Below are 25184 nucleotides of genomic sequence, written 5' to 3'. Positions count from 1 at the left end.
TATAAAAGGAAAAACACTAATTAAATAGTGTCTCTCCAATAAAACCTCCCTGTTTTGTTCCAGGCAGGCAAGCGAAAATGGCGCTTCCGCGGTGTGAAATATATTCATTTAATTTATCCATATTCGCTAAACGGGTTTGAATAGGGATAAATTGTTTGCTTGGCGTCCGCTGAAAACCCACGAAAAGCAGGCCTGCATCCAGGGACCCAGTTTTTACGTCCATACCATCAGAGTAGGAAAATCCCCTGCGAAGAATTTTTTGAGTTCCATCCCCTCGAGAGAGCCGGAAGTGTGAATCAGCAGGAATATAATCTTGTCCGTTTTCATCTTTATGATTGAAATCGGCTCTATCAAGTTCATTTTTTTGACCAAGAGGTGCACCGCTCTCGCGATGGCGTCCAAAGGTATTCTCCTGCTCTTTTAATAAAGTGCGATCCCACACTTCAATAAACATTTGAATACGGCGGACAACGAGATAACTGCCATTCACAAGCCAATTGGGACCATCTCCTGGCTGTACCCAAACAATTTCATTCATTTCTTTTTCGCTATTCACATCCGGGTTTATTGTTCCGTCTTTAAAGCCAAACAAATTCCTAGGTGTTTCATTTTTTGAATCAGCCTGTTTGCTCCGCTGGAAGCCTGTCTGAGCCCAGCGTAATATGGCTTTTCCCCGAGCAATCCTGATCAAGTTTCTGATAGCATGAAAGGCCACCTGCAAATCATCGGCGCATGCCTGGATACAAAGATCTCCGCCTGTCCACTCCTCTTCTAAAGCATCGAGCGGGAATTTCGGAAGATCGACTAATTCCTTTGGCTGCTTCTGCTTTAACCCAAAACGATCCTGATTGTTTTTTACAAAAAGACTCGGCCCGACTCCAAAGGTAATCGTCAAATTCGATGGAGATAAGCCTGCCGCCTCTCCTGTATCCTTAGGTGGAAGAAACTCATTGCTGGAAAGTTCACCAACTGTCTTCCCTTCAGTCATTAGTGCCGAGGCCTTTGTCCAATCTTTAAATAGTTTTATCAAATCTTCTTTTTTTGAAGTTGTCACATCTAAAGAAACAAAATATATATGGTTTTGTGCTTTTGTTGTAATTCCGCTTTGGTGCTTTCCATAGAACGTAACGATTTCCTTTTCAATTTTACTGGTTGCCTTGCTTTCCGTTATTGACATCAAGCCGCCAAATCCGGATGCCCCTAAAAGTATTCCTACCCCGCCAACACCAGCAGTTTTCAGGACATCACGTCTCGAAATCTTATTTGCCTTTTGTGCCTCTATGCTGTTAGGATTGTTTGTCATTTACGACGCCTCCTTTACCTTTCCAATTTGAGATAGCGGCTCAGCAAGAGCATCGATAGCCTGACTAAGCTCTTTAACTTCTGATTGTGATAAATCTGTATAGAGTTTATAACCACCATCTGTTTTATGCTTGTTTAATAGATTATAAACATCAGCAAATTTGGACTGAATTTCCTTTGAAACCTCAAGATCCTTTTTCTTTAATGCCGGATTTAAAAGCTGATAGATTTTTTCCGCTCCCTCAACATTTGCCGCAAAGTCAAATAAATCCGTATGGGAATAACGATCCTCTTCACCGGTAACCTTTGAAGTAGAAACCTCATTTAACAAATCAACTGCACCTGTTATTAATAGCTCTGGTGTGACTTCGACAGTATCTACTTTTGCTCTTAATAGATTCACATCTTTCATAAGCTGGTCAGCATACTGCTCATAACCCTTTGTGGTGTTTTCAACCCATAGTCCTTTTTCGATGCGGTGGTATCCGGTCCATTCTGCATCAGGGACGTCTCCTTCACGGGCATCAATTTTGGGATCGAGATCTCCGAAAACTTCTGCAATTGGTTCTGCACGCTCATAATGCATCCGGGATGTTCCATACAGTTCTTTCGCTTTATCGATTTCACCGTTTTTAACTGCTGTGGTAAAAGCTTCCGTTGCCTTTACAAATTCTTCAATTTCACCTATAGCATATTTACGGTATTCATCTGTTACCCCTTTAAAAGCTTCTGAAGATGTATTCTTTGTTTCTTTTACTTTTTCTGTAGTTGAATCTTTGACTGTATTAGAACATCCAAATAATAGACTGCTAGATATAATTAGACTTCCAGATACTTTTAATAATTTCATAAAAAAAACCCTCCGCTTAAATACTAATGATAATCATTATCATATACTTATTGAGAATAATTTTCAATTACTTTTTTCTTGAAAAATAAAAAGCTCTCCAATTTTATTATTGGAAAGCCTGAAAATTATTTAATTAAAGAATGTTTAAAAGCATAGATTACCGCCTGTGTGCGGTCCTGGACATCTAGCTTGCTTAAAATATTGCTGACATGGGTTTTAACAGTTTTGAGTGCGATAAACAATTCATCGGCTATTTCCTGATTTGTTTTTCCTTGGGCCATAAGAAGCAGAATTTCTAACTCACGGCTGGTAAGGTCTTCGTGTGGCAGGTGCTGAGTCTTCTGGCGCATTTTCACCATCATTTTGCCGGTTACCTCTGGCTCTAGGACTGACTGGCCATGGTATGTAGCGCGGACAGCATTGGCAATCTCACTTGCTTTTGAGGTCTTAAGCATATAGCTTGTCGCCCCTGCCTCAAGGGCAGGATAGACCTTTTCGTCATCGAGGAAGCTGGTCACGATTATGACCTTTGCCTCAGGCCATTTTTCAACGATTTGCCTTGTTGCCTCAATTCCATCCATTTCCTTCATGACTAAGTCCATTAAAATAATATCTGGGCGGAGTTCTAATGCTAATTCCACCCCTTTTTTTCCATCATCAGCCTCACCAACAACTTCAATGTCCGGCTGGGCTGAAAGGTAAGAAGATACCCCGATTCGCACCATTTCATGATCATCCACAAATACTACTCTAATCATTTACACCATCTCCATTTACCATCACCGGAACCTTCACTTCCAGTCTTGTCCCTTGATTTTTTACACTAATCACTTTTAACGTACCGCCGACTTCCAGCGCCCGCTCATGCATGTTTTGCATTCCATAAGAGCCTGCTTTCATTTCGTCCACTTCAAAACCTATGCCATCATCAACAATTCTTAAAATAACAAGATCATCTCTTTTTATCATAAGGACTTCGAGCTTATTTGCTTTTGAATGCCTTAGTGTGTTTGATATCGACTCTTGCAGGATCCGGAAAAGATGATCTTCTACCCCTTTATCTAACGGAAACGCTTCTACCTTCCAGTTAATATCCATTGTTACCTTTTGTGATAATTCGATTAGCAGCTCCTCAATTCCTTCCTGCAGGGTCTTATTCTTTAAGGCAACCGGCCGCAAATGGAGCAGGAGTGCCCTCATTTCAAGCTGCGATTGATGAATCATTTCTTCTACTAGTTTCAATTGTTTTGCTTCCCGTGTTTCTTCGGTTTGTACCTTTGTTTCATTGATTGCTGACATCATCATCGATGCCGCAAATAATTGCTGGCTGACAGAATCATGAAGTTCGCGGGCAAGACGGTTTCGTTCCTGCTCAATAATTTCTTGGATTTTCGATTCTAAATCCTCCACTTTTTCTGTAGCAAGCCTTTGCGAGAGTTTTGCCTGCTCTGACATTTGTTTGCCGATTTTATCGATTCGCTCGGCAATACTTTGAATCTCACTCAAGGATGGATTTGTTTTAACCTCTAGTTGTTTCCCCTCTTCCAACAAGTGCAAAGAATGCTCAACATCTAAAAGCTGCCTTCTCCAGAAAATTCCCGAATACGCTCCTAATAAAATACCTAATGCAACACTAAAAGCTGGAATAAATATAAGGATTGGAATTCCCATGAAGTGCCGTTCCCACACTTGTGACCAATTGGACAGGGGGAAAACCATTAAAAACACTCCTGAGATAATCATCGCAGTAAGAAAGGTAAAGGTGACACTCCATACAATCTGCCGCTGGGTTGCGCTCATATCCGGCTCACCTCTAAATTCCCCACCAATAACGATGTAAAGATTTTCACTTTTTGCTCTGCTGTTTCATATCCCGGTGTTTTTAAATGAAAGACTTGATTAAAAACTTTCGATTCATTGTGTTCAAAAACAGATGCGGAACCTGTCAAACAAGAATGATGAACACTTACTTCCAATTCATATGGGACTTGTATTTGAATATTGCCGATAATGTTACGAATAAAAATAACTGTTTCACCCTTTGGAAGCATGGTATAGCTAAGATCAATGCTTGTATCGCCAATCCCTGCCTGGATGTTGATGTCATCCCATTCATAGGCAGCCGCAGGAGTTTTTTGCTGCCCAAAAAAAATATTTTCAAAGAGCGGCTTGCTCTTAATTAGCGTTTCCTCGTGTGGGACTTTGTCTGATTCTGTTAAGACCAGTGGGATTTTCTTAGGATTCTTTTTCGATTGATAGAATTGAATAATATAGTGCAGAAGAATAGCGAATAATAAAAACTTGAACGTTTTCATTGATAAGATACTAATAGCAAAGAAAAAAATTCCACCGTAGAACAGTACTTTCCCTTTCTTTTTTCCTGCCCATTTACGGCCCAAATAAATCATTCCGCCAGAAACAAAAAGGGAGAAAATAAGCCCTGGATTGAAAAACAATATTTCAAGCAGAAGAACGACTACTCCAATGACAATAAACCAGCCTGTATATTCATTTTTCTTATTTTTTAGCAAACGGCCCACCCTCCCTTTTTGTAAAATTGATAATGTCTAAAAAGGCGTAAAACCTACGCCTTTTTAGAATACCATATTCTTCTATTAAATAGACTTGCTTTCTTCCAGTTTCATTTCTTTTTCTAATTGAGCGATTCTGGCATCTATGGTGCTGCGGTAAAAAGAACTATTTACTTGATGCTCTAGTCGATCTAGGTAGTTTTCAATTTCTTTAAATTTTGAGTATGAATTATCAGAGTAAGAATTAGAATCTAGCACCTGATTAATCCGATGGTTAGCGCGTGTAACATTTTCTCGGCCCATTAATTCCATCCGGCGAAGATGCATATCCTTTAATTTGTGCTTCATTTCTTGATACTTTCTTTCTAATTCTTCAAGCTGACCTTTTACTTGTTCTAAGGAAGCACTTAATCGTTGGGTACGGTCGGAATATTGTTGAAATTCTGCTGATGCAAACTGATAAAGTTCAGTTTCTCCTGCTTTTGAGGCAATTTCCGCTTGATGCTTTCTTTTTTCGGTTAACTCTACAGCCTGTTGGTATTCCCTAGTAAATTCATCCTTTAGTGTGTATTGACGTTCCAAGAGCTTCCTAACCTTTTCCGTTTCCTGCTCACACTGACGGAGGTATTGATTAAGCAGTGCAATTGGGTTTTGCTTTTCCTTTTTGTCAATCGCTTCATGTAAATCAGCAGTAATGGTATTTTTGATCCTTGTAAACAGGTTTGTCATGTTCATTCTCTCCTTTTATGTTGGCTCTGTTAAACTTGGTTGTTGATTTGCGCTCCAGGCACTTCGCTTTCCGCGGGCGTGCCGGTGAGCCTCCTCGGCGCTTTAGCGCCTGCGGGGTCTCCCCTGCCCCGTACTCCCGCAGGAGTCTTCGTGCCTTCCGCTCCAATCAACAGTGTTAAAAATCAAAAAGTCCTTAAACACAGCCTTTATTTTAATAATTTTTTAATTCATTCCATTGTTTTTCAAAATTCACGAATGGGTCTGATTCTTCTATGATTTTGGTATGCTTGTTCTCGTTCCATTTTTTATAGACAAGGTAAAGCACATATGCTGCCGCCACTCCAATAATGGCAGGGATGTTATGGATAGAAGCCACTAGGACGATAGCACCGATAATCCCTAAACCGATTTTTGCTCCAGTCGATTTAGCTTTTAAAAACTGTTTGAAAATGAAGTACAGGAGCACTAGACTAACAAGAAGCCCCACCATCGGACCGATTGTTGACAGTAAAACGACTGCCGCAATCCCACCTGCTAAAAGTAAACCAAATTTTTTCATTTTGTTTTTCACTCCTTTCTTTATCTTGATATCATCTTACCTTTTTTCTTTATTTCCCATAATTGCGCTAGAGCTTGATTTTTAACTCAGACCTGAGACGTAGAAAGGGTCAGCCTCTAATAGAAGCTGACCCTTCTTGCTTTATTTGGATATGAACATCTGAACCCAATAATATCGTTTTGAACCGCCAGCAGCATAGCCTACACCAATATAAGTCGAGCTAGTGCTTAAAATATTGGCACGGTGTCCTGAGCTGTTCATCCATGCTTGGACGACTGATGCTGGGGTGGTTTGTCCTGCGGCAATGTTCTCCGCTGCAGAGCTATATTGAATGCCAAAGTTTTTCATCATGTCAAAAGGACTGCCATAGGTTGGACTGGTATGACTAAAATAATTTTTGTCCCGCATATCCATGGCCTTATAGCGTGCCACCCTCGAAAGCTCCCAATCAGGAGTTAACGCTTTTAGCCCATTTTTCGCCCGTTCCTGATTCGTCAGCGAAATGACCTGATTTTCAATCGCTTTAACCCCGCCTAAATCTGGAATGGTTACTTTTTGACCCGGATAAATCAAAGCAGGATTATTAAATTGCGGGTTTGCTGAAATAATTTCTGAGAGCCCCACTTGATACCTAACGGCAATTTTCCAAAGTGAGTCTCCCGGCTGTACCGTATAAACTTGCTGGGCAAATGAAATGCTTGGAATGCAGAAGAGAGAAAGTAGAAACATTAAACTAAACCAAAAAGATTTTTTCATTTTTTAGCCTCCTCCGAATATATATTTTTGATTTCAGGCTCAAAATATACAGGACTTGAAAAAATAAATAAGTGGTTGAATTCAATAGGTTTTGGAGGACTAAATTTGAAGGACATTTCGTGGATGACCTATATCATGTTAATTTTAGCAAGCTACCGATTTACCCATTTAATTGTTTTCGATAAAATTACCGAATCCATCCGGAAGCCCTTCGTGAAAAAGGTGAAGGTGGAAACAGAAAATGGAACCGAAACAAAGGAAGTCCCGACCTCCATGTTTGGGTATTTATTGAAGTGTTACTGGTGTGCCGGTGTTTGGAGTGCCATCATCTTCGGTACTGCTTACTTATTATTTCCAAAGGTTACATATGTGGTTATATTGATTTTTTCTATCGCTGGCGGGCAGTCCATTATCGAAACCTTTGTTGGCGTTAATATTAAAAAAGTCGATTATTATGCTGAATTGAAGAAAAAGGAATAAAGAAAACACTGTAATGGTTGGAAAAATTAATCCCCCTTATGCATATATTTTAGAAAGCTCAGCTTCCTTGGACGCTTAAGCTAAATTAAAGGGGGATTTACAATGGCTCTTTTGTGGATTACAACCATCGGATTTCTTCTGTGCCTTGGTTTTGCTCTTGGAACCTGGATTCATTTTTTAAGCAAAGGTCTTAATTCTGATGATGCAAAACGAATTGATCCAATTCCCACAGACAATGATTCTCCTTAATCCGCTAAGGCCAAATATAATGCTTGTCCAGCAGCATCGAAAGCTTCTTGATCATTTTGGTCATGGGCAAACCTAACTAGCATTACACTTGTAAAGATGGCTTTAAACCTGGCTAAGTACATGGTGTTTTCGTCTACCCTGCCATAAATTTCGTAAAATTGTTTTCTGCCTGCAGGCGGAAAAAAACTGTAGACAATCGATAAATCTACAGCAGGATGTCCAATATGCACATCTCCCCAGTCAATAATGCCTGTAATCAATCCTATGTTGTCGACTAATAGATTCTTAAAATGAAGATCGCCATGGACAAGGGCAAGTTCTTGGTTCACCTCAACATTTTTTAACCTTTTAAGATAATTCCCTATAACTTCTGGATTTTTTATCAACCCATCCATGATAGCTATGTTCACATTTTCCTCTAATTTTTTTCTTCTGATTGGAATACTTAATCGATTCAATTGATCATTTGGTACATGAAGGTTTTTAGCCGTGGCGATTGGAAACTGATGAAGAGTTCGTAAAAACTCTGCTATTAGATCAACCGATAAAAGTCTTCTTTCTTCTGTTAATTGACCTGGCGTTTCTCCTTTAACAGCTCTATAACCAGTAAACGGCCATGGATAGGTACTGCTGGGGCTTCCCCCAAAAATGGGATCTGGAATAGACAGATTAAGCGATTTTGTTAGGTGTGGCAAAAGCTGATTTTCTGTTTTTAATAAATCCACCGCAATTGTTCTTCTAGGAAACCGAAAAATGTATTGGTTATTTACCTTAAAGACAGTATTATCAAAGCCCTGCCCTAAAAGGCTAATTTGGATGGGATTAAGCTGAGGAAATTGCGTAACAATGAGTTTGCTCGCTTCTTGTGAGGATACTTCAATTTCCGGCGTCCAAGGGTTGGTCATTCATCAAGCCTCCATATTCCAAGTGAAGAGCCTTGCCCATCAAGCAGGGTTCTTTCTTTTTCCTTTTAGATTAATTTTATCATTTTAGGAAAAATTAAACAGGAGATCATTTTGGAAAATGGAGGAGTACATATGACGTCAGAAAATATCCCACAATTCCCAAAAACATATTGGCGTGAAATTGAATTACCTGCTTTTAAAAAATTAAACGAAGATATAACGGTCGATGTCGCCATTGTTGGAGCAGGGATAACGGGTATTACAGCAGCCTATTTGCTCTCAAAAGAGGGGGTAAAGGTTGCGCTTTTGGAAGCCGGCAGTGTTTTAAATGGGACCACAGGTCATACAACTGCGAAATTAACGGCACAGCATGACATCCTTTATGATGAGCTAATCCATCATTTTGGTGAAGAAAAGGCACGACAATACTATGATTCCGCCTCTAGTGCAATTGAATTTGTAGAAAGAACAATCCAAGAAAAAGGGATTGACTGTGATTTTAGCAAGGAAGACGCCTATATTTATGCAACTACCGAAGAGTATGTGGACAAGCTGCAAACCGAATGGGAAGCTTATAAAAGGCTCGGTATAGATGGTGCTTTAAAGGATACGATTCCTTTTAATATTCCTGTGAAAGCAGCCTTGAAAATGAGCAACCAGGCCCAATATCATCCATTAAAATTTTTGAAGGGCCTTCTGGATGAAGCAGTGAAAAATGGCTGTGCTGTTTATGAAAACACAACGGCTGATGAAATTGATGATGATTACGGAGAGACAAAAGTTATCACCAAAACTGGCAATACCGTTACATTTAAAAAAGTCATTATGGCATCACATTTTCCTTTTTCTGATAAAGTAGGTCTTTATTTTGCACGAATGTATGCGAGCAGGTCTTACGCCATTGGAATAAAAACTGATAAAGACTATCCAGGCGGTATGTATATCAGTGCCGAAAGCCCTCCTCGCTCTATACGTTATACGCCGCTTGATGGAGATGAAAAGCTTATCATCATCGGCGGGGAAAAGCATAAACCCGGCCAAGGCACCGATACGATGAAACATTATGAAGCACTGGAGGCCTTTGCAGAAGAGGTGTTCGGCATCAAAGAATATGCTTACCGCTGGTCGGCTCAAGATTTAGTGACACTTGACAAAGTCCCGTACATCGGTCCAACCACCTCCGAGCGGGAGCATATTTTAGTAGCAACAGGCTATAAAAAATGGGGCATGACAACAGGCATTTTCGCTGGCCACCTCCTCACGGATTATGTTTTGGATAGGGAAAATCCATACAAAGAATTGTATTCTCCATCTCGATTCCAGGCAGACCCGGATCTAAAAAATGTTATTACCGCCAATCTAGATGTTGCCAAGCATTTAATCAAAGGGAAGCTGGAAATTGTGCCAAAGGATCCGGAGGATTTGCAGAACGGAGAAGGCTCAGCTGTCATGTATAACGGAAAAAGAGCAGGTGCCTACAAGGATAAAGACGGCAAGCTCTATGTTGTAGACACCACCTGTACCCACCTAGGCTGTGAGTGTGAATGGAATGAGGCGGAAAAAACATGGGATTGCCCATGCCACGGATCACGCTATGGCTATTCCGGCGATGTAATTGAGGGACCTGCACTTAGGGCACTGGAATTGCTTAAGGAAGAAGAGCAAATATAATAAATAACGCCTCCTAATTATTAGGAGGCGTTATTTGCTATTTACTATTTGGACGGTTCCGTTTTAAATCTTCACCAGTCGTAAATTCAACCAGTTCTTCGCTGTTTCTCATGCCCTTTTTTCGATTATTATTACGATTGGCATTGGCGTTTCCCAGCTTCGTTCTTCCCACTGCTGTCAGCTCCTTTTTGAGAAATTCATTGATAGTATGAGTGAAAACAAATGGACTTATTCTTTATCTAACTCAGGCGGTTTTCTGAATTTTGTCATCTGCTCAAAAGCATAGGCTGCCTGTATTAACATTGGCTCACTATAAGCGGTCCCGGCAAAGGTAATCCCCACTGGTTCCCCTTCAGAAGTATAACCTGCGGGGACCGCAATCGACGGATAGCCTGCTTTCGCGCTGATATGTGAGCCCTCTTCGTGTGGAAAAACAATTGCATCCAGATTATAGGTTTCTAAAGCATAATCAATCCCTTGCTGGGTGGAGTGATATAAATCAAATTCCAAGGCTTGGACATACTCTGCTTCAGTTAAGGAGCCGCTGGTCTTTTCTGATTGAATCAAAACAGCTTGACCATACTTTAACATTTTTTCTTCATCTTGATTATTGAATTCAATAAGTTCCTTTAAAGAGCGAACCTTGATGGAAGGATGCAGACCATTTAAATAGACATTTAGATCAGGTTTAAACTCATAAGTTAAAACATCATATTTCCAGTTTGCTTTTGCAGAAGGAATCTCAATGTTTTCGATAACTTCTGCTCCTGATGTTTTTAAAACCTGTAATGCCTCAGTGACGACCTTTAGTTTTTCTTCACTTAATTGCTCAATGAATCTTTGTAAGGCGATCCCGATTCTTTTCCCTTTAAGACCATCCTTAAACAGGTATTCCGTGAATTCAATATTAAATAAAGGATTGATTTGGGTGATTGCGTCCTCTTCATCTTTTCCATTTAAGGCAGTTAACAATATCGCTGCATCCTCCACTGTTCGAGTCATCGGCCCCGCCGTATCCTGCGTATGCGCGATTGGAATAATTCCTCTTCGGCTAATGAGGCCGACGGTTGGCTTGATTCCTACAAGGGAATTTTGACAAGAAGGATTTAAAATGGAACCGGATGTTTCAGTACCGACAGCTGCAGCTGCAAAGTTTGATGCAATGGCTGCCCCAGAGCCTGAGCTTGAACCGCCTACATCAAACTTACCAGGGCCGTATGGGTTCAATACTTGTCCGCCGCGGGAGCTATAGCCGCTTTTCATGCCTATAGCCATAAAATTCGCCCATTCGGTCATATTTGTTTTTCCGAGAATAACTGCACCTGCTTTGCGCAATTGTTCCGCAACGTAGGAATCCTTTAGTGCAATGGAATCCTTTAATGCAAGGGACCCCGCACTCGTATGCATTTTGTCGTGTGTATCAATATTATCTTTTATTAAAATGGGGATTCCATGCAAACGGCTGCGCGGCCCAGCTTTCCTTCGTTCAGCGTCAAGCGTAGCGGCAATATGTAACGCGTCTGGATTTACCTCCAGAACGGAATGAATCCCTTTATCAAAGCTCGAAATTCTATGTAAATACATCAAAACTAGCTCTTTAGACGAAATCTCTCCGCTCTCTAATTTCTCCTGCATCTCACTTATTGTGGCTTCCTCTAGCCATTCATTAAGCATTTTCTTTAATTTTGGATTTTCCATCGTTTTTCCCTCCGTTTCAATTTATTTATTCAAGACGGGTGGAACAAATCCTTTTTTTTGCTGCTTAAAAAGGGGATTTTTCACTGGGAAGTAACCTACGTGACTCAAACTAGCTTGCGACCTCTTATACGGTCACATAGAGGCGGTCTACGTGACTCAAACTAGCTTGCAACCTCTAATTTGGTCACGTAGAGGCGGTCTACTTGACTCAAACTAGCTTACGACTTCTAATTCGGTCAACTAGAGGCGGTCTACGTGACTCAAACTAGCTTACGACTTCTAATTCGGTCACGTAGAAGCGGTCTACGTGACCCAAACTAGCTTGCGACCTCTAATACGGTCACGTAGAAGTGGTCTACGCGACCATAAAGGGCCTTGAACAACTAAAACGGTCACGTAGAAAAATTCTACGTGACCGTAATGAGTTTTAAATAGAGTCAAGCCAATATCTTTTTCCTTACTTCCGCAACTTTTGCCCTTTTTCGGTTTCCTCTGCGATTTGCCCTTTGTAAAAGATTCTTTTATGAAGAGGAAGATTCAACTCTTTGCAATATCTCTTCAATTCCCGTTCTTCTCTTTCGGTGACAAGTGAAATAACGATTCCATCTGCACCCATTCGGCCTGTTCTTCCAGCGCGGTGGACATATTGGGTAATGTCTTTAGGAAAATCAATTTGGACGACATGGGTAACCCCTTGAATATCAAGGCCCCTTGCCGCCACATCCGTGGCAACCAGCATTTTCATTTTGCCATCACGGAATGATTTTAACGCAGCCTGCCGGTCTAATTTTTTCATGTCACTATGTAATATTCCGACAGATAACTCTTTAAAATGTAATTTTTCTTTAAAAACCTGAATCTCTCCAATGTCATTGATAAACGCCAGCGACTTACTTCCCTCTATACGGGCTATCTTTTCGAGGAGCTTAATTTTATCCCTTTGATCGCAATGGAAGTAAATGTGCTCCACCTTTCCCGAGGAAGCAACTTCATCTTTTTCAATACGAAGAACTTCAGGTTCCTTAGTCAAATCTTTTGCCAATTTTTCTGTTGCTGTTTTCATCGTTGCTGAGAATAACACAACTTGCCTGTCACTCATCGTTGATTTTACGATATTTTGGACAGTGCCAAGGTGCTCAGGAATCAGTAGCTGATCTCCCTCATCCAGCACAACCATCTTAACCTCATGCATTTTTACTTTTTTCTGCTTGATCAGTTCAAGCAAGCGACCAGGAGTCGCAAAAATCACCTGAGGTCGTTTTTTTAATTTTTCTAATTGGCGCTTAAGATTTGCCCCGCCAATAATGGAAGTTCCGCGAATCCCGCTTCCTTCCGACCACTTTTGGAATTCTTGATAAACCTGCATAACAAGTTCCTGCGAAGAAGCTAAAACGACTGCTTGCAGGGATTGGATGGTCGGGTCGATTTTATTTAATAATGGCAATAAATAAGCTAGTGTTTTTCCTGTACCAGTTGGCGATTCTGCAATTACATCTTTTCCTTCTAGGATGACTGGAATAGCAGCGTCTTGAATAGAAGTAGCCGTTTGAAACCCAGACTTCTCCCACGCTTCTTGTAAAAATGGCTTTAAATTGTTCAACATAAAATACTCCTTATTTAACTCTTTTTTCATAGTATTCGTTTTTTGCAATGATCAATCCATATCGTATTGATACTAACTTAATAACCAAGGTGTGTCTAGTTTCTATGGAGTTATGCCGATGTATTTAAATAAAGAAGGATCCAGGCGATATGGAATATAAGAACGGAAAAATAAAGTACGCATGCGGAAAGCAAAAGCGTCCTAACCCCACCTTTAAATGGACGAAGGGAAACAAGACCTATCAGAATAATTGGCAGAAGAATTTTTATTAAATAAAAGTAAGACCAGCTTTTTTCTATGAAGAACTCCATAATTGGGTTTCCTTCCTCTACGAAACCCGATACAATCCCAAAATGTGTAAGGACGGCATCCAATATACCAGCAAACAATAAGAATACACAAAATTTCATGATATCCTCCATAATCAATATTTAGTATCCATTATTTCTACTAATTCTTATGCTGATACGTTCGGAATGTTTATTCTGTTTTAACCAGGAATACGGACATAGTTATATAATAATACAAAATCAAGAACATTTCAGTTCTTAATAGAGAATTATTTCCGAAAATTTATAAGAGAGCATTTTTGAAAGGTTTGTGAACAATGTCGCCAAAATGATAAAACCGTAAAGATTTGATGATAGAATGAACAACAAGCAAGATAACAATATAACGGAGTTGAAAATGATGTTTAAGAAAATCTCTCTTATTGCATCAATGTTGTTTTTTCTATTAGGAACTACTGTCTTTGCACATTCACATTTAGAAACCTCATCCCCCAAAAATGGTGAAGTGCTAACCCAGCCATTAAAAGATATTGATCTTACCTTCGAAACAAATTTGGAGAGCACCAGCACATTTACTTTAGAAGATACAAAAGGTACCGAGATACCACTTTCCAAAGTTTCTATTGAAGGGAATAAATTAATCGGATCATTGATCAATGAAGTGCCAAACGGCGGTTATAAAATTCATTGGAAAATTATCGGGACGGATGGGCATCCACTTGAAGGAGATATTCCATTTTCTGTTCAATTACCAGCAAGCCAAGCCACTGCTGTTGCAGCATCAGCATCAAATGAAGTGAAACCAGCTGATAAAAATAAAACGGAGGAAGCTGCTGCACCAAAGAAGATTGAGAATACTGCCTTATTAACCGAAAACACCAAAACGGTAGAGCCTTCATTTAAAAACTATGTTGTCCCTGGATCTGCATCGTTGTTGATTATTTTCGGTATCAGCGCCTACTGGTTAATTTATCGAAGGAAGCATGCTTAAATGTTTGTTTTAAATATCATTAGCGAGGCTTTGCTTTATTTATGCTTTTCTGTACTGTTGGGCAGTTTTATTTTGCATCTCGTTCCAGAAACAGCTCGGCCTTCAATTAAAGTTCCAAAAGGTATTTTATTAGCTGCTGCTATTGGAATTGCTCTTCTTTCTTTTGTTCCGGTATTAAAAATTATTCTCTATTTATATAAGGACCTTGGATTAGGTTTGACCATACAGTCTGTTTTGACCAATTTTGAGGTTGGTAAGTCGTGGATTAGCACGGGGGTCATTTCTTTTATTTTATTTATTTATCTAATTCCGATTAAACTGGAGCGAAAACCGCACTTCTCAATAACAGGATTAATTTTTACACTTGCTTTAATCGCTGCACTTGGATGGTCCAGCCATGCCAGCTCTTTATCAAAATGGCCAGGATTTTTTATTCATACTGCCCATTTTTTAGCTGTGAGTACCTGGATAGGCCTCCTTATCGTAGTAAGCTGGTTCTCTAAGAATCATGACAATTGGCTTAAGTTTTTAAAATGGTTTTCACCGATCGCTATCATATGTTTACTAACCATCATCATCACTGGGATTTCCTTAATGACCTATGTTATGGATTTAAGCGACTACGCCAATACTTGGCCGTTATCCTATGGCCAGGCACTGTTATTGAAGCATTTGGCGATTGGACCGCTGCTTGTTTTTGCATTTATCAACAGTGTCCTAATTCGCAATAAGCTTTCGAAAGGGGTTCCCTTTATTCCTATTCCTTGGATAAGGCTTGAAAGTATTCTCGTGTTAATCATCTTTGCTATAACCGGGGCATTAGGCCAGGAATCCCCCCCACATGATATTAAAACAACAATTAAAGCTGAAGGCGTTTCAAAGCTTTTTAGCTTATCTCATCAAGGTGGTCTAACATTCCCGTTACATTTTTCACCTGGAATTGCATCGCAAAGCCTAATGGTATCGGCAGTATTTTTCTTAATCTTGATGATTTTTACTTTTATAAAAAAGGCATCGAAAATGTTCTCCCTTGTTTTGAGCTTGCTATTCATCGTTATAGGATACTTAGCGTTTATGTTAAGTGTTTAAGATAAAAAACGTGAATCTTACGCAGATTCACGCTTTTTTCATTTTCATTCATTTATGAAATGACTGCCAAAATTCGCCCGACTGATCAATGATATTCATTAGATCCTTAAACAGTATTGTAAAGGTTGGAAATCCCGCTGCAAATGGAGCAATTTCATAAGGGGAAAAGTAAATATTCAATGCTTCCTCAGTAATAAAAAAAGGTTGATCAGCTTGGATGCCCTTATAACTGTTAGGGAAAACGTAGAAATATTCTGGATTGCTTTTTATTTGTTCACGAATGATATCACTAATGACTTTTACATATGGACTTCCTGGTTTAAATAAATGTCTAAGTTCATTTATCTCACCTTTTTGGAGATTGATATGTGCATATTTTTTTACGGGCATTCCGTGTGCAGCCCCAAAAGGATAATCGTATCCTTGTATTTCAATCACCAGTAAATTTCCCTTAAAAAAAATAACTTCAAAGTCACCCAAATAGTTGGAGGATAATTGAGTATGGGGAGGCACTGCCTTCACCCCTGAAAGCTCTTTTAATACCTCGTTCACCTTTCCCTTATGCCCCACCCCTTGAACTTGAGGAAAATAGACCAAATAATCAACATTGGGTTTATATTTCTGCTCTAAAACAGAATATTGGCTATTGAGCGGAATCACCGAATTTTGCTTCCAAATAATATCACACTTTTTGGAAAAATAGACAAGACGAAAATCGATTTCACCCTTAATGAGTGTTTTCTCAAACTGTAATCTCCCACTGCCGCTTACGAGTGGAAGATGATCCACCCGACTACCGCCTCTATTAATAAAAAAGGTGTTTTGGTCATTTGAAGCAGATGCAAAACCGTCTGTAAATCTTGTAATCTCATTATATAAAAAGCCTGTAAGGATCCGGCCTTCCTCATCCGCCAGGGCGTATTTTGATCCAGCATATGGTTTGGAAGGGTCTTTAGCTTTTCCGATGGCAAACCGGTCTTCTCCTAAATTTTCAATGCGATTATAGTTTGCTTTTATGATATAGTCACCTTTCTGATTAATTAATCCGTATTGCTCTTTATTACCCTCGGAGACTTGAACAATAGCTCGATTATTAATAAATGACTGTGCTCCTGAATACTTTGGTTCAATTACGGTATTCCCTTCCTCGTCTAAAAACCCAAATTTCCCATCAATATTTTTTTGAAAAACAAGCATTCCCTGTCCATAATTACCAACATAGGAATAAGGGTATGTTTTGAGTACTTTACCAGTTAGGTCTATAAGAGAATAGGTGCCAGCACTTGTTTTTACAACAGCTTTTCCCTCCTTAAAATCACTGGCAGATTCATAGGATAGGGGGATGACTTCTTTCCCCCGTTTATTTAAATACCCATATAAATACTGGCCGCCCGGAGCGGTATCTGCTATTAATGCTCTTCCTTCCTTGTAGTCGCCTATAAAGGAATATGCCTTAGAAGTAATCTCTTTTCCAGCCTCATCAATCACTTTAAACCCCTGATCGTCTATAACCGTTGCCCGCGCCTCTGAGAAAGGGTTAATGGTATCGTATTTTGGTTTTACAATAAAATAACCGCTAGAATTGATAATCCCTGTTTGATTCATCATCCTGACAATTGCTAATCCATTTTCCTGAAATTCTCCGGCATTTTCGTAAATCGGGGGAAGAATGAATTTTCCCTTTTCATTGATATATCCCCATTTGTTCCCTCCAATTTCTTTTATAGAAGCCGGAAAAAGATAAACCGTTCTTTCATTTCCAAACATTAGAGCTCACCCATTGTATTTTTTTATATGTATATGAAAAATATGGGCTTTTGGTTTGTCACCATTTCCATTGGATAAAAAAACAGCTATTTACTCAATAGTTGGCGATTATGATTAATCCTCTTTCCCTCTGCTAAACTCGAGTGTTAATCCGACGGCCACTTCGTTTGCCGCGATTTGCATATCGGTGAACATTTCCTCCGTATAGGCATGATGGATGACTTCTTTGTATTTTTTTTGAATCTCTGGGATGCGGACCTTTAAAGATGGTGTCAATTCTCCATCTTCCACTGTCCATTCTTTCCCAATAATGACCACTTTTTTCGGCTGTTCGTATCGGGCAAATTGTTGGGTGAATCTGGAAACCTCTTCGGTTAGAAGAAGTTGTACTGCTTCTTCTTTAAGCAGCTGCTGGAGATTCCCTGAAAACCCTTTCTTTTTTGACCAGGGCAAAAGATTTTCTAAGTTTGGCGTAATCAAAGCAATGACATATTTTCTGTCCTGGCCGATTAAAACTGAATTGTCAATATAGATACTTTGTGTAATCGCATTTTCCACTGGCTGGGGAGCGACATTTTTTCCGGTTGTCAGCACGATAATTCTTTTTTTCCTGTCAACAATTTTTAGAAAGCCTTCTTCATCAAAGCTTCCAATATCCCCGGTTAAAAACCATCCATCTTTAAATGCTTCATCTGTTGCCTTTTCATCCTTGTAATACCCCTTCATTACACTCGGACCTTTTACCAGTACTTCTCCATCTGGAGCGATTTTTACCTCTAGATTTGGAAGCGGCTTTCCAACCGTGCTGACCTTTGAGCGATTCATTGGATTGCTGCAAACGACTGGTGAAGTTTCCGTTAGACCGTAGCCTTCGAGCACAGGGATATCGACTGCCCAAAAAAACTTCCCGATTTCCGGATTAAGGGCACCTCCGCCAGAAATAAGCGCTCTGACCCTTCCTCCCAGTTTTTTTTTCACTTTGCTGTAAACAAGAGCATTGGCCAATTTCCAGCTTTTCTTAATTTCTTTTGGCAAAAAACCATTTTTCATCGCATCATCGAAAGTTAACTTTAAATAATGGTCATATTTTTTCATGCCGATTTCGATTGCCCATTTGAAAATTTTCTTTCTTAATGGTGTGCCTGTTTCCACCATTTTTTGGGCCTGAGCATAGACTCTTTCAAAAAGAAGAGGAACGCTGACCAAAACTGTTGGCCGGACCTCTAAAAGGTTTTCCTGGACTTTATTAATTCCTTCCGCGTAGGCAATCGTTGCCCCAACAGAAAGTGGCATAAATTGTCCTGCCATCCGCTCGAACACATGAGAGAGTGGCAAATGAGAAAGTAAAACATCATCTGGCCTTGCTTCTAGCACCCAGAATTGAATCCCTTCCACATTGGAAAGGATATTTCCATGGGTCAGCATGGCACCCTTTGGTTTACCGGTAGTTCCTGAAGTATAGATGATTGTGGCAAGATTCTCCCTTGTTAAGCTACTCCATTCCTCTTCCCACTGATCCAAAGGATGGACGGAACCAATATAGGCTAAATGCTGCAAGGATAATAGGCCATCAGTTTCTCTGAAATTCTCACCTGGAAAAATAATCGATGTTGGAAGGGGAACTTTACCATTAAGAAGGATTTTTTTTAGATACTTATTGTCTTGAACAAAAACGAAAGCACATTCGGCATTTTGCAAAATGTAGTTGATCTGCTCGGGCGGCAGGGTGGAGTGTATCGGCACGCATACAGCCCCAAGACTCATGATAGCCACATCTGCAACAGGCCAATAAGGATTGTTTTCTGATAAAATCGCTACCTTGTCATTTCGTTTTATTCCTAGATGGGCAAGTCCGGCTGCAATATTTTTTACTTTTTCCCAAAAGGAATGATAGCTGATGCCTTGATACTTTCCGTCTTTTTTCCATAAAAATACGTGTTTCTCGGAAAATCGTTCGGCTGAACGGGACACCATTTCTACTAAATTTTTTGCCGTCATTTGATACCACCTTCGAACAATTTGGCTTTTTAGAGTTGTTCTTTCACGCTATATTGGCGTAATATGCTTTCTATTTTCATTGCTTTGCCAATATCACCATTAATTTTTAACTTTCCTGTCATAAAAGCCATCGTTCCGTTTAGTTTCCCTAATAAAAATAAATGGAAGTTTGCTAGTGACATGATCAATCTACAATCAGCAGGAGTTTCAGAACCTTCCTGCACGGCGGCTTTTCCATCCTGGAAGCGGAGCTGGTAAACCCCTGACTCCTCCCCATCAATGTCAAATTGATAGTTTGCATTAAACTCCTGAAACGGCGCTGGATTCTCATTTAATAACTCTTCAATCTTATTCATTAGATTTTCTAAAGAATACTCTTCTATTTTTTTCGACATTCCCTCGTCCTCCTTTTGCACATCTGAATTTTCCGTAAATTCAGTATTTATTATATTTATATGATACCAATACGTATCCGTATCAAACAACCAATATTTTTCGACATTTTTTCAACAAGGATAAAGTGTTTATTAAAAGGAAAAAGACAAAGGTGAACGACGAATTCCCATTTGTCTTTTGAATTGAGTATAATGGCTCTGTAATTTTGTATTTACGGAGAATGCTTTCAATTTTCATTCCCGTGCTGATGTCACCCTTTGCTTTTACCTTCCCAGTTAATAAGGCCATGGTAACATTTGGAGAAGCTTTGCTGCCTTCCTTAATCCTTAATGTTCCATTATGAAAAAAATACTTACTAAGCAATAGGGCGCTTTATTCAAATGTTCCCTTTATTATTGGAACTTTGTTTTCTACCATAAGCTTACCTTTTGCAATGACACTGTGAATGTCCAACGTTTCTTTTTCCAACAATACTATATCAGCATCCTTCCCGGTTTGGATGCTGCCTTTACTTGAAAGCTTTAGCACATGTGCAGGATTCGTGGTGATGACCTCCAATGCAGTTTCCAACGGGATGCCTTCCTCTAAAACAGCATCACGTACTTCGTGATATAACGACGATACTTCCCCGACTTGAAGGCCTATATACTCCCCATCGCTGTCAAAGCAGGGAAGGCTTGCCTGCCCATCTGAAGAGAAGGTGATGTGTCCGACAGGAATTCCTTCTTCAAGCATCCTGCGTAATGCCTTGCTGCACTTCACTTCGCCCTCCTCCAAAAACTGAGGAATGGTACTTGTAGTAAAGTCAACGTATCCACCTCGCTTCGCGTAATCAATTCCAGCCTTGAATAATTCTTCATTTCGGTTGATATGTGTAGGATGGAGATGCCGAATCGGAATATTGGTTTTATCTGCAATTTCATGCAGCAATGAAAGCTTTCCCTCTCCGTCCCCTACATGAATTTCTATTATGCCGGCTTTTCCTGAAAGGATCCCACCATTTCGTGCCGCAGCAGCGACTTTAGCCAGTTCCTCAAATGTGGGTTCTGATGACCGGTGGTCGGAAATGGCAATCTCTCCAACACCGATAATTTTGTCGATTAAAATAATATCGTCTTCGATAGTTTCCGTTAGTGTTTTTACTGGCACTTGATAGGAGCCTGTATGAATGAAGCAGGAAACACCCTCTTCTTCAAGCGCCCGTGCCTTGGCAAGTAGACTCTCCATTTTTCGCGTTGTCCCGTCCGTACCAAGTAAGCCAACAAGTGTTGTAATACCTGCAGTTGTAATATTGGTAAGCATAAGCTCGGGAGTGCGGGTTTTGAATCCCCCCTCGCCGCCTCCACCAATAATGTGAACATGTGAATCTATAAATCCCGGAACAACTAAAAGATTTGCTGCATTAATAATTTGAATAGGAGCAAAGTTGTCAGGAATCGCAATTCTGTCATCGATAAATGCGATTTTATCATCTGCAATCAATAGGTCTTTCCGTCCTAGGTAATTGGGTGCATATACTTCTCCATTTTTGATTAAGGTAAGCATTTCTTTTCTCCTCCTGTTCATGTATTCTTGTCCTCTATCAGAATGGACCATATCCGATAAAGTGAGCTATGATGACAGCTATTAATCCGATTAGATATTGAATGAGTACCAGCGGCAGAATCCACCTCGCCCACTTTGTCCAAGAGATACCGGCAATTGTCAAACTTGCCATTAAGGTGGTGGCAGTCGGAAAAATCATATTTCCGATTCCGTCTGCAAAAGAGAAAGACAACACTGCCGTTTGGCGTGTAATATGCAATAGGTCCGCGAGTGGCGCCATAATCGGCATTGTCAGCATTGCATGACCGCTGCCGGACGCTAGAACAAAATGAATAAGCGTCTGGAAGGTATACATACCGGCAACACTTAAATAGCCAGGAAAATGCTTGATGGACTCAGATACTTGATGCAGGAGAGGGTCGATGATATGTCCTTCATTTAATACAACAAGAATCGCACGTGAAACGCCAATGATCAATGCTCCACCGATTAAGGAAGCAGAGCCTTTGGTAAAGGAGTTAACAATATGATCTGCAGACATGTTTCCGATGATTCCAACTACGATTGTCAATACAATGAATAAGGCTGCAATTTCTGTAATGTACCATTGAAATTTGATCACACCTAAAGCCAAAACGATATAGTTAATTAAAAAAGCACCTAAGATACACTTATGCCTCGCTGTTAACTTCGCATTGGATTGCAGCAAATGGTGTGCTTCTTCTTTTGTATATTTTCCGTAGACGCCTAAAGAAGGGTTTTTCTTTACCTTCATTGCGTAACGATAGATAAAAAGAGCAGAAACAAGGTAAACAATAACAAATAAAACGAGGCGGTAACCCATCCCTGAGAACATCGGCAATTCTGCGATGCCTTGGGCGATTCCTACTGTGAAAGGATTCATGATGGCAGTCGTAAACCCTGACAATGCCCCTACTATGACAATGGCCGTTCCCGTAATTGCATCAAATCCCAAAGCCAACGCTAGCGGAATGACAAGAGGAACATAAGCCAGTGTTTCTTCCGCCATCCCCATTAAGGAACCACCTGCAGCGAAAACCAGCATCACGACAGGGATTAGCAGCTTTTCACGCGTCGACAACTTTCGAGCCATTGTGGCGATCAGCACGTCAATCGTACCTGTTGCTCTTAAAACACCGAAGAATCCTCCGATAATTAACAAGAAAAAGATAATATTGCCCGCTTCTACCATTCCTGTAGGAACAGCTTTTATCATATCGAATAAACCTACTGGTGCCGATTTTAACCACTTAAAAGAGTGAGGGTCTACCGTTGTCCGTCCATTCGCTTCAGTTCGTACATATTCCCCTGCAGGCAAAACATAGGTTAATAGAGTTGCAATAGCAAGAATGCTGAATAGCAATACAAAAATATTGATTTTTCTCTCTCTTTTCCCCGCTGTTCCGATCGAAACAGCCTTTTCTTGTGGTTGGCCCATACACAAATCTCCTTTGTAATTAAAATAAAAGAATTCTAAAAAACGCTTACAATTTGTTTCCTCTGATCGCCTATCTTTTTTTACCTTTCATCCTATTTTCCCCCCCTTTTCAAATCCTTTGGCACTTCGTCCATTTATAGATGCAAAATCTGTGCCAAAATGGGGAGATTGATTCTCAGGGGAATTTTTATGCTTAGAATCATCCTTTAGGGTTTTATCGGTCTTTTTTGGTGATATAATAGAACCAATTTAAAGACAGGAAGGAATCTTATGATGAAATCCACCCTTACACTTATAGCGGGAAGCTTAAAAACAAAGCAAGCCTTGCATGATCAGCTGGAACAACTGCTTGGGGACTATGTTCAAATTAAAAGTCATGCTACAGCTGAAGGTTTACCGCTTTCTCTGGAAGATACCATTATCTTGTGTTCATCAGATGCTGCTTATAATGAAACAAACGGTATGTATAGCGGGAATGCCGAGAACATAATTGTTGGCAAGAGAACCGTTCATCATGAATACATTGACAAGCTTTTAAAAATACCTGAAGGCTCAACTGTTCTGCTCGTAAATGATGATCATGATGCAACGATCAGTCTTATTGAATCCTTATATCAGCTTGGTGTCGACCATATTCAATTTATCCCTTTTCAAAAGGGCATATTGTTTTATAAGGATGTTCAAATTGCCGTTTCACCAGGAGAAACGCATCTGTGCCCCTCTTATATAAAAGAAGTAATTGACATAGGTGTGCGTCTTTTTGATATGACAACTATTTTGGAAGTTGTGGAATGCTGCGGTTTGGACAAAGATATAACTTCGAAGATTTCAGAAAGGTATATTAGCAATATCATTGATTTACAACGTAAGCTGTTAGTTGCAGAGCGGGATGCCAATCAGATGAGCGAGCACATCCAAAATGTGTTGGGAACTGTTGATGATGGACTATTGGTCGTTAACCAGGAGGGACAGATCACGGTATTCAATCATAGTCTAGCGGCATTGTTTCATGTTGTTGTGCAAGATGTGGTTAATAAGAATATAGAACAGGTAATGAATCGCAGAGATATTATCGATTTCATCATGATAGGCAAGGATGATAGCAAGTTCTTTGACATAGATGGCGTAGGTGTCGTAATTTTTCGAGTGCAAATGATGAAAGAAAATACAATTATTGCAACTTTCAAGAGTGTGCATCAAGCTTTTGAAATTGAAAAGACAGCGCAAAGAGAAATGCGTAATAAAGGATTTCATACAAAATACGGATTTGATGATATTATCGGCGAGCATGATGTAATGAAGGATCGGAAGAGGATCGCCAAGAAACTTGCCTTGTCGGAACATCCGATTTTAATTCAGGGAGAGACAGGAACAGGAAAAGAACTGTTTGCACATGCGATTCATGAGCATTCATTGCGAAAAGACGGGCCGTTTCTGGCTGTAAACTGCAGCGCATTATCAGAAAGCCTGCTGGAGAGCGAATTGTTCGGCTATGAAGAAGGGACATTTACAGGGGCACAAAGAGGAGGAAAGAAAGGTCTGTTTGAATTGGCGGATAACGGAACGATCTTTTTGGATGAAATCGGCGACATCAGTCTCACTGTTCAATCCCATCTGCTGCGCGTTCTGCAGGAGGGAGAAATCCGTAGAATCGGCGGCGGAAGAATTATACCTATCAATGTTCGAGTAATTACCGCAACAAATAAAGATCTTCAAGGAAAGATACGGGACAGTTCATTCAGATCAGACTTATTTTATCGGCTGAATGTACTTAATCTCAATATTCCGCCACTCATGGAGAGAAGAGCGGATATTCCACTTTTGATTAAGCATTTCATTACAAAGAGCGGGAAGTGGGTAAAAGTTGAGCAAAATGTCTTGGAGTTTTTCATGCAATATGAATGGCCTGGAAATATACGGGAACTGAAAAGCACAATTGATTACATGCTGACGGTTAGTGAGGGAAATGTCGTAACGAAAAGAGACCTGCCCTCCATGTTGGGACAAGCGAAAGACAGCGTAATGTCCGAATATTCTACATGTGAAAGTATGCTGGAAATGAAGGAGCGCGCTTTCATCTTAGAAGTAATCAAGCAATGCAACGAAAAGGGAAAAGTGGCAAGCAGAGAGTTGATTTCAAGTCAAAGCAAAGAAACAGACTTTGTCTTGTCCCCTCAGCAGATTCGCCTCCGCTTGGATATTTTAGAAAGTGAAGGATTTGTCGTCAAAGGCAGAGGACGGGGCGGCACGAAGATAACCGTTGCCGGAATAGAGTATTTATATTTTCTTAAGTCAAAGCGTGCAGTTTATTCCTAA

24 protein-coding genes are annotated in these 25184 nt (G+C 40.1%); 6 read left to right on the top strand and 18 right to left on the bottom strand.

Annotated features, from left to right (window positions below):
• Positions 1-16: 16 nt before the first annotated feature.
• The 8 genes from efeB to safA all read right to left on the bottom strand — a co-directional run bounded on the left by efeB (position 17) and on the right by safA (position 6727).
• Positions 17-1303 carry an iron uptake transporter deferrochelatase/peroxidase subunit gene (gene efeB / locus AC59HZ_RS23160; RefSeq protein WP_496548117.1) on the bottom strand — a complete coding sequence of 429 codons (1287 nt, stop codon included), beginning with the start codon at positions 1301-1303 and terminating at the stop codon, positions 17-19.
• Positions 1304-2152: an iron uptake system protein EfeO gene (efeO, locus tag AC59HZ_RS23155; RefSeq protein WP_496548116.1), complete on the bottom strand. Its 849-nt coding sequence runs from the start codon at positions 2150-2152 to the stop codon at positions 1304-1306. It abuts the gene before it with no gap.
• Positions 2153-2277: 125 nt separating this feature from the next.
• A complete protein-coding gene (locus tag AC59HZ_RS23150; RefSeq protein WP_496548115.1) occupies positions 2278-2910 on the bottom strand; it encodes a response regulator in 633 nt (210 codons plus the stop codon).
• A complete protein-coding gene (locus AC59HZ_RS23145) occupies positions 2903-3952 on the bottom strand; it encodes a sensor histidine kinase (protein ID WP_496548114.1) in 1050 nt (349 codons plus the stop codon). Before AC59HZ_RS23145 ends, AC59HZ_RS23150 begins: the two co-directional genes overlap by 8 nt.
• Complete coding sequence (liaF, locus tag AC59HZ_RS23140) at positions 3949-4692, bottom strand: cell wall-active antibiotics response protein LiaF (RefSeq protein WP_496548113.1); 744 nt, start codon at positions 4690-4692, stop codon at positions 3949-3951. Before liaF ends, AC59HZ_RS23145 begins: the two co-directional genes overlap by 4 nt.
• A gap of 75 nt (positions 4693-4767) precedes the next feature.
• Positions 4768-5412: a PspA/IM30 family protein gene (locus AC59HZ_RS23135; protein WP_496548112.1), complete on the bottom strand. Its 645-nt coding sequence runs from the start codon at positions 5410-5412 to the stop codon at positions 4768-4770.
• A 211-nt stretch (positions 5413-5623) separates the two neighbouring features.
• A complete protein-coding gene (locus tag AC59HZ_RS23130) occupies positions 5624-5971 on the bottom strand; it encodes a lmo0954 family membrane protein (protein WP_496548111.1) in 348 nt (115 codons plus the stop codon).
• A 141-nt stretch (positions 5972-6112) separates the two neighbouring features.
• A complete protein-coding gene (safA, locus tag AC59HZ_RS23125; RefSeq protein ID WP_496548110.1) occupies positions 6113-6727 on the bottom strand; it encodes a SafA/ExsA family spore coat assembly protein in 615 nt (204 codons plus the stop codon).
• Between the two features lie 105 nt (positions 6728-6832).
• On the opposite strand from safA, the gene AC59HZ_RS23120 reads away from it, so the two are divergent.
• A complete protein-coding gene (locus tag AC59HZ_RS23120; protein ID WP_496548109.1) occupies positions 6833-7207 on the top strand; it encodes a DUF1360 domain-containing protein in 375 nt (124 codons plus the stop codon).
• A gap of 102 nt (positions 7208-7309) precedes the next feature.
• Positions 7310-7456 carry a hypothetical protein gene (locus tag AC59HZ_RS23115; protein ID WP_496548108.1) on the top strand — a complete coding sequence of 49 codons (147 nt, stop codon included), beginning with the start codon at positions 7310-7312 and terminating at the stop codon, positions 7454-7456.
• Here AC59HZ_RS23115 and AC59HZ_RS23110 read toward each other — a convergent pair.
• Positions 7453-8361 (bottom strand): phosphotransferase, encoded by a 909-nt coding sequence (locus tag AC59HZ_RS23110; protein WP_496548107.1) that lies wholly within the window; start codon positions 8359-8361, stop codon positions 7453-7455. The two genes, AC59HZ_RS23115 and AC59HZ_RS23110, sit on opposite strands and share 4 nt — an antisense overlap.
• A 132-nt stretch (positions 8362-8493) precedes the next feature.
• Between AC59HZ_RS23110 and AC59HZ_RS23105 the strand changes: the two genes are divergently transcribed.
• Positions 8494-10032, top strand: a complete 1539-nt coding sequence (locus tag AC59HZ_RS23105) for an FAD-dependent oxidoreductase (protein ID WP_496548106.1) — start codon at positions 8494-8496, stop codon at positions 10030-10032.
• A 37-nt stretch (positions 10033-10069) separates the two neighbouring features.
• On the opposite strand, the gene ypzF is transcribed toward AC59HZ_RS23105, so the two are convergent.
• From ypzF to AC59HZ_RS23085, 4 genes are all read right to left on the bottom strand, one after another.
• Complete coding sequence (gene ypzF, locus AC59HZ_RS23100) at positions 10070-10204, bottom strand: protein YpzF (protein WP_263297732.1); 135 nt, start codon at positions 10202-10204, stop codon at positions 10070-10072.
• A 56-nt stretch (positions 10205-10260) separates the two neighbouring features.
• Entirely contained in the window at positions 10261-11730 is a 1470-nt protein-coding gene (locus AC59HZ_RS23095; RefSeq protein WP_496548105.1) for an amidase family protein, read from the bottom strand.
• 457 nt (positions 11731-12187) lie between these two features.
• The gene (locus AC59HZ_RS23090) at positions 12188-13333 is read right to left on the bottom strand and encodes a DEAD/DEAH box helicase (RefSeq protein ID WP_496548104.1); all 1146 of its coding nucleotides are present in this window, start codon (positions 13331-13333) and stop codon (positions 12188-12190) included.
• A gap of 110 nt (positions 13334-13443) precedes the next feature.
• Positions 13444-13743: a DUF5658 family protein gene (locus AC59HZ_RS23085; RefSeq protein WP_496548103.1), complete on the bottom strand. Its 300-nt coding sequence runs from the start codon at positions 13741-13743 to the stop codon at positions 13444-13446.
• 238 nt (positions 13744-13981) lie between these two features.
• Here AC59HZ_RS23085 and AC59HZ_RS23080 point away from each other — a divergent pair, with 238 nt between their 5' ends.
• Both AC59HZ_RS23080 and AC59HZ_RS23075 read left to right on the top strand, forming a co-directional pair.
• Positions 13982-14614, top strand: a complete 633-nt coding sequence (locus tag AC59HZ_RS23080; RefSeq protein ID WP_496548102.1) for a copper resistance CopC family protein — start codon at positions 13982-13984, stop codon at positions 14612-14614.
• Positions 14615-15703: a CopD family protein gene (locus tag AC59HZ_RS23075; RefSeq protein ID WP_496548101.1), complete on the top strand. Its 1089-nt coding sequence runs from the start codon at positions 14615-14617 to the stop codon at positions 15701-15703.
• 48 nt (positions 15704-15751) lie between these two features.
• Here the strand turns inward: AC59HZ_RS23075 and AC59HZ_RS23070 are convergent, their stop codons facing one another.
• From AC59HZ_RS23070 to AC59HZ_RS23050, 5 genes are all read right to left on the bottom strand, one after another.
• Entirely contained in the window at positions 15752-17470 is a 1719-nt protein-coding gene (locus AC59HZ_RS23070) for a WG repeat-containing protein (RefSeq protein ID WP_496548100.1), read from the bottom strand.
• Positions 17471-17584: 114 nt separating this feature from the next.
• Positions 17585-19468 (bottom strand): AMP-dependent synthetase/ligase, encoded by a 1884-nt coding sequence (locus AC59HZ_RS23065; RefSeq protein ID WP_496548099.1) that lies wholly within the window; start codon positions 19466-19468, stop codon positions 17585-17587.
• A 29-nt stretch (positions 19469-19497) separates the two neighbouring features.
• A complete protein-coding gene (locus AC59HZ_RS23060) occupies positions 19498-19863 on the bottom strand; it encodes an SCP2 sterol-binding domain-containing protein (protein ID WP_496548098.1) in 366 nt (121 codons plus the stop codon).
• A 373-nt stretch (positions 19864-20236) separates the two neighbouring features.
• Positions 20237-21409 (bottom strand): beta-aspartyl-peptidase, encoded by a 1173-nt coding sequence (gene iadA / locus AC59HZ_RS23055; protein WP_496548097.1) that lies wholly within the window; start codon positions 21407-21409, stop codon positions 20237-20239.
• A gap of 37 nt (positions 21410-21446) precedes the next feature.
• A complete protein-coding gene (locus AC59HZ_RS23050) occupies positions 21447-22868 on the bottom strand; it encodes a YfcC family protein (RefSeq protein ID WP_496548096.1) in 1422 nt (473 codons plus the stop codon).
• Positions 22869-23138: 270 nt separating this feature from the next.
• Between AC59HZ_RS23050 and AC59HZ_RS23045 the strand changes: the two genes are divergently transcribed.
• Positions 23139-25184 carry a sigma-54 interaction domain-containing protein gene (locus AC59HZ_RS23045; RefSeq protein ID WP_496548095.1) on the top strand — a complete coding sequence of 682 codons (2046 nt, stop codon included), beginning with the start codon at positions 23139-23141 and terminating at the stop codon, positions 25182-25184.

Source organism: Neobacillus sp. DZ-9 (assembly GCF_059587065.1).
This window is presented reverse-complemented; position numbering and strand designations above follow the sequence as displayed.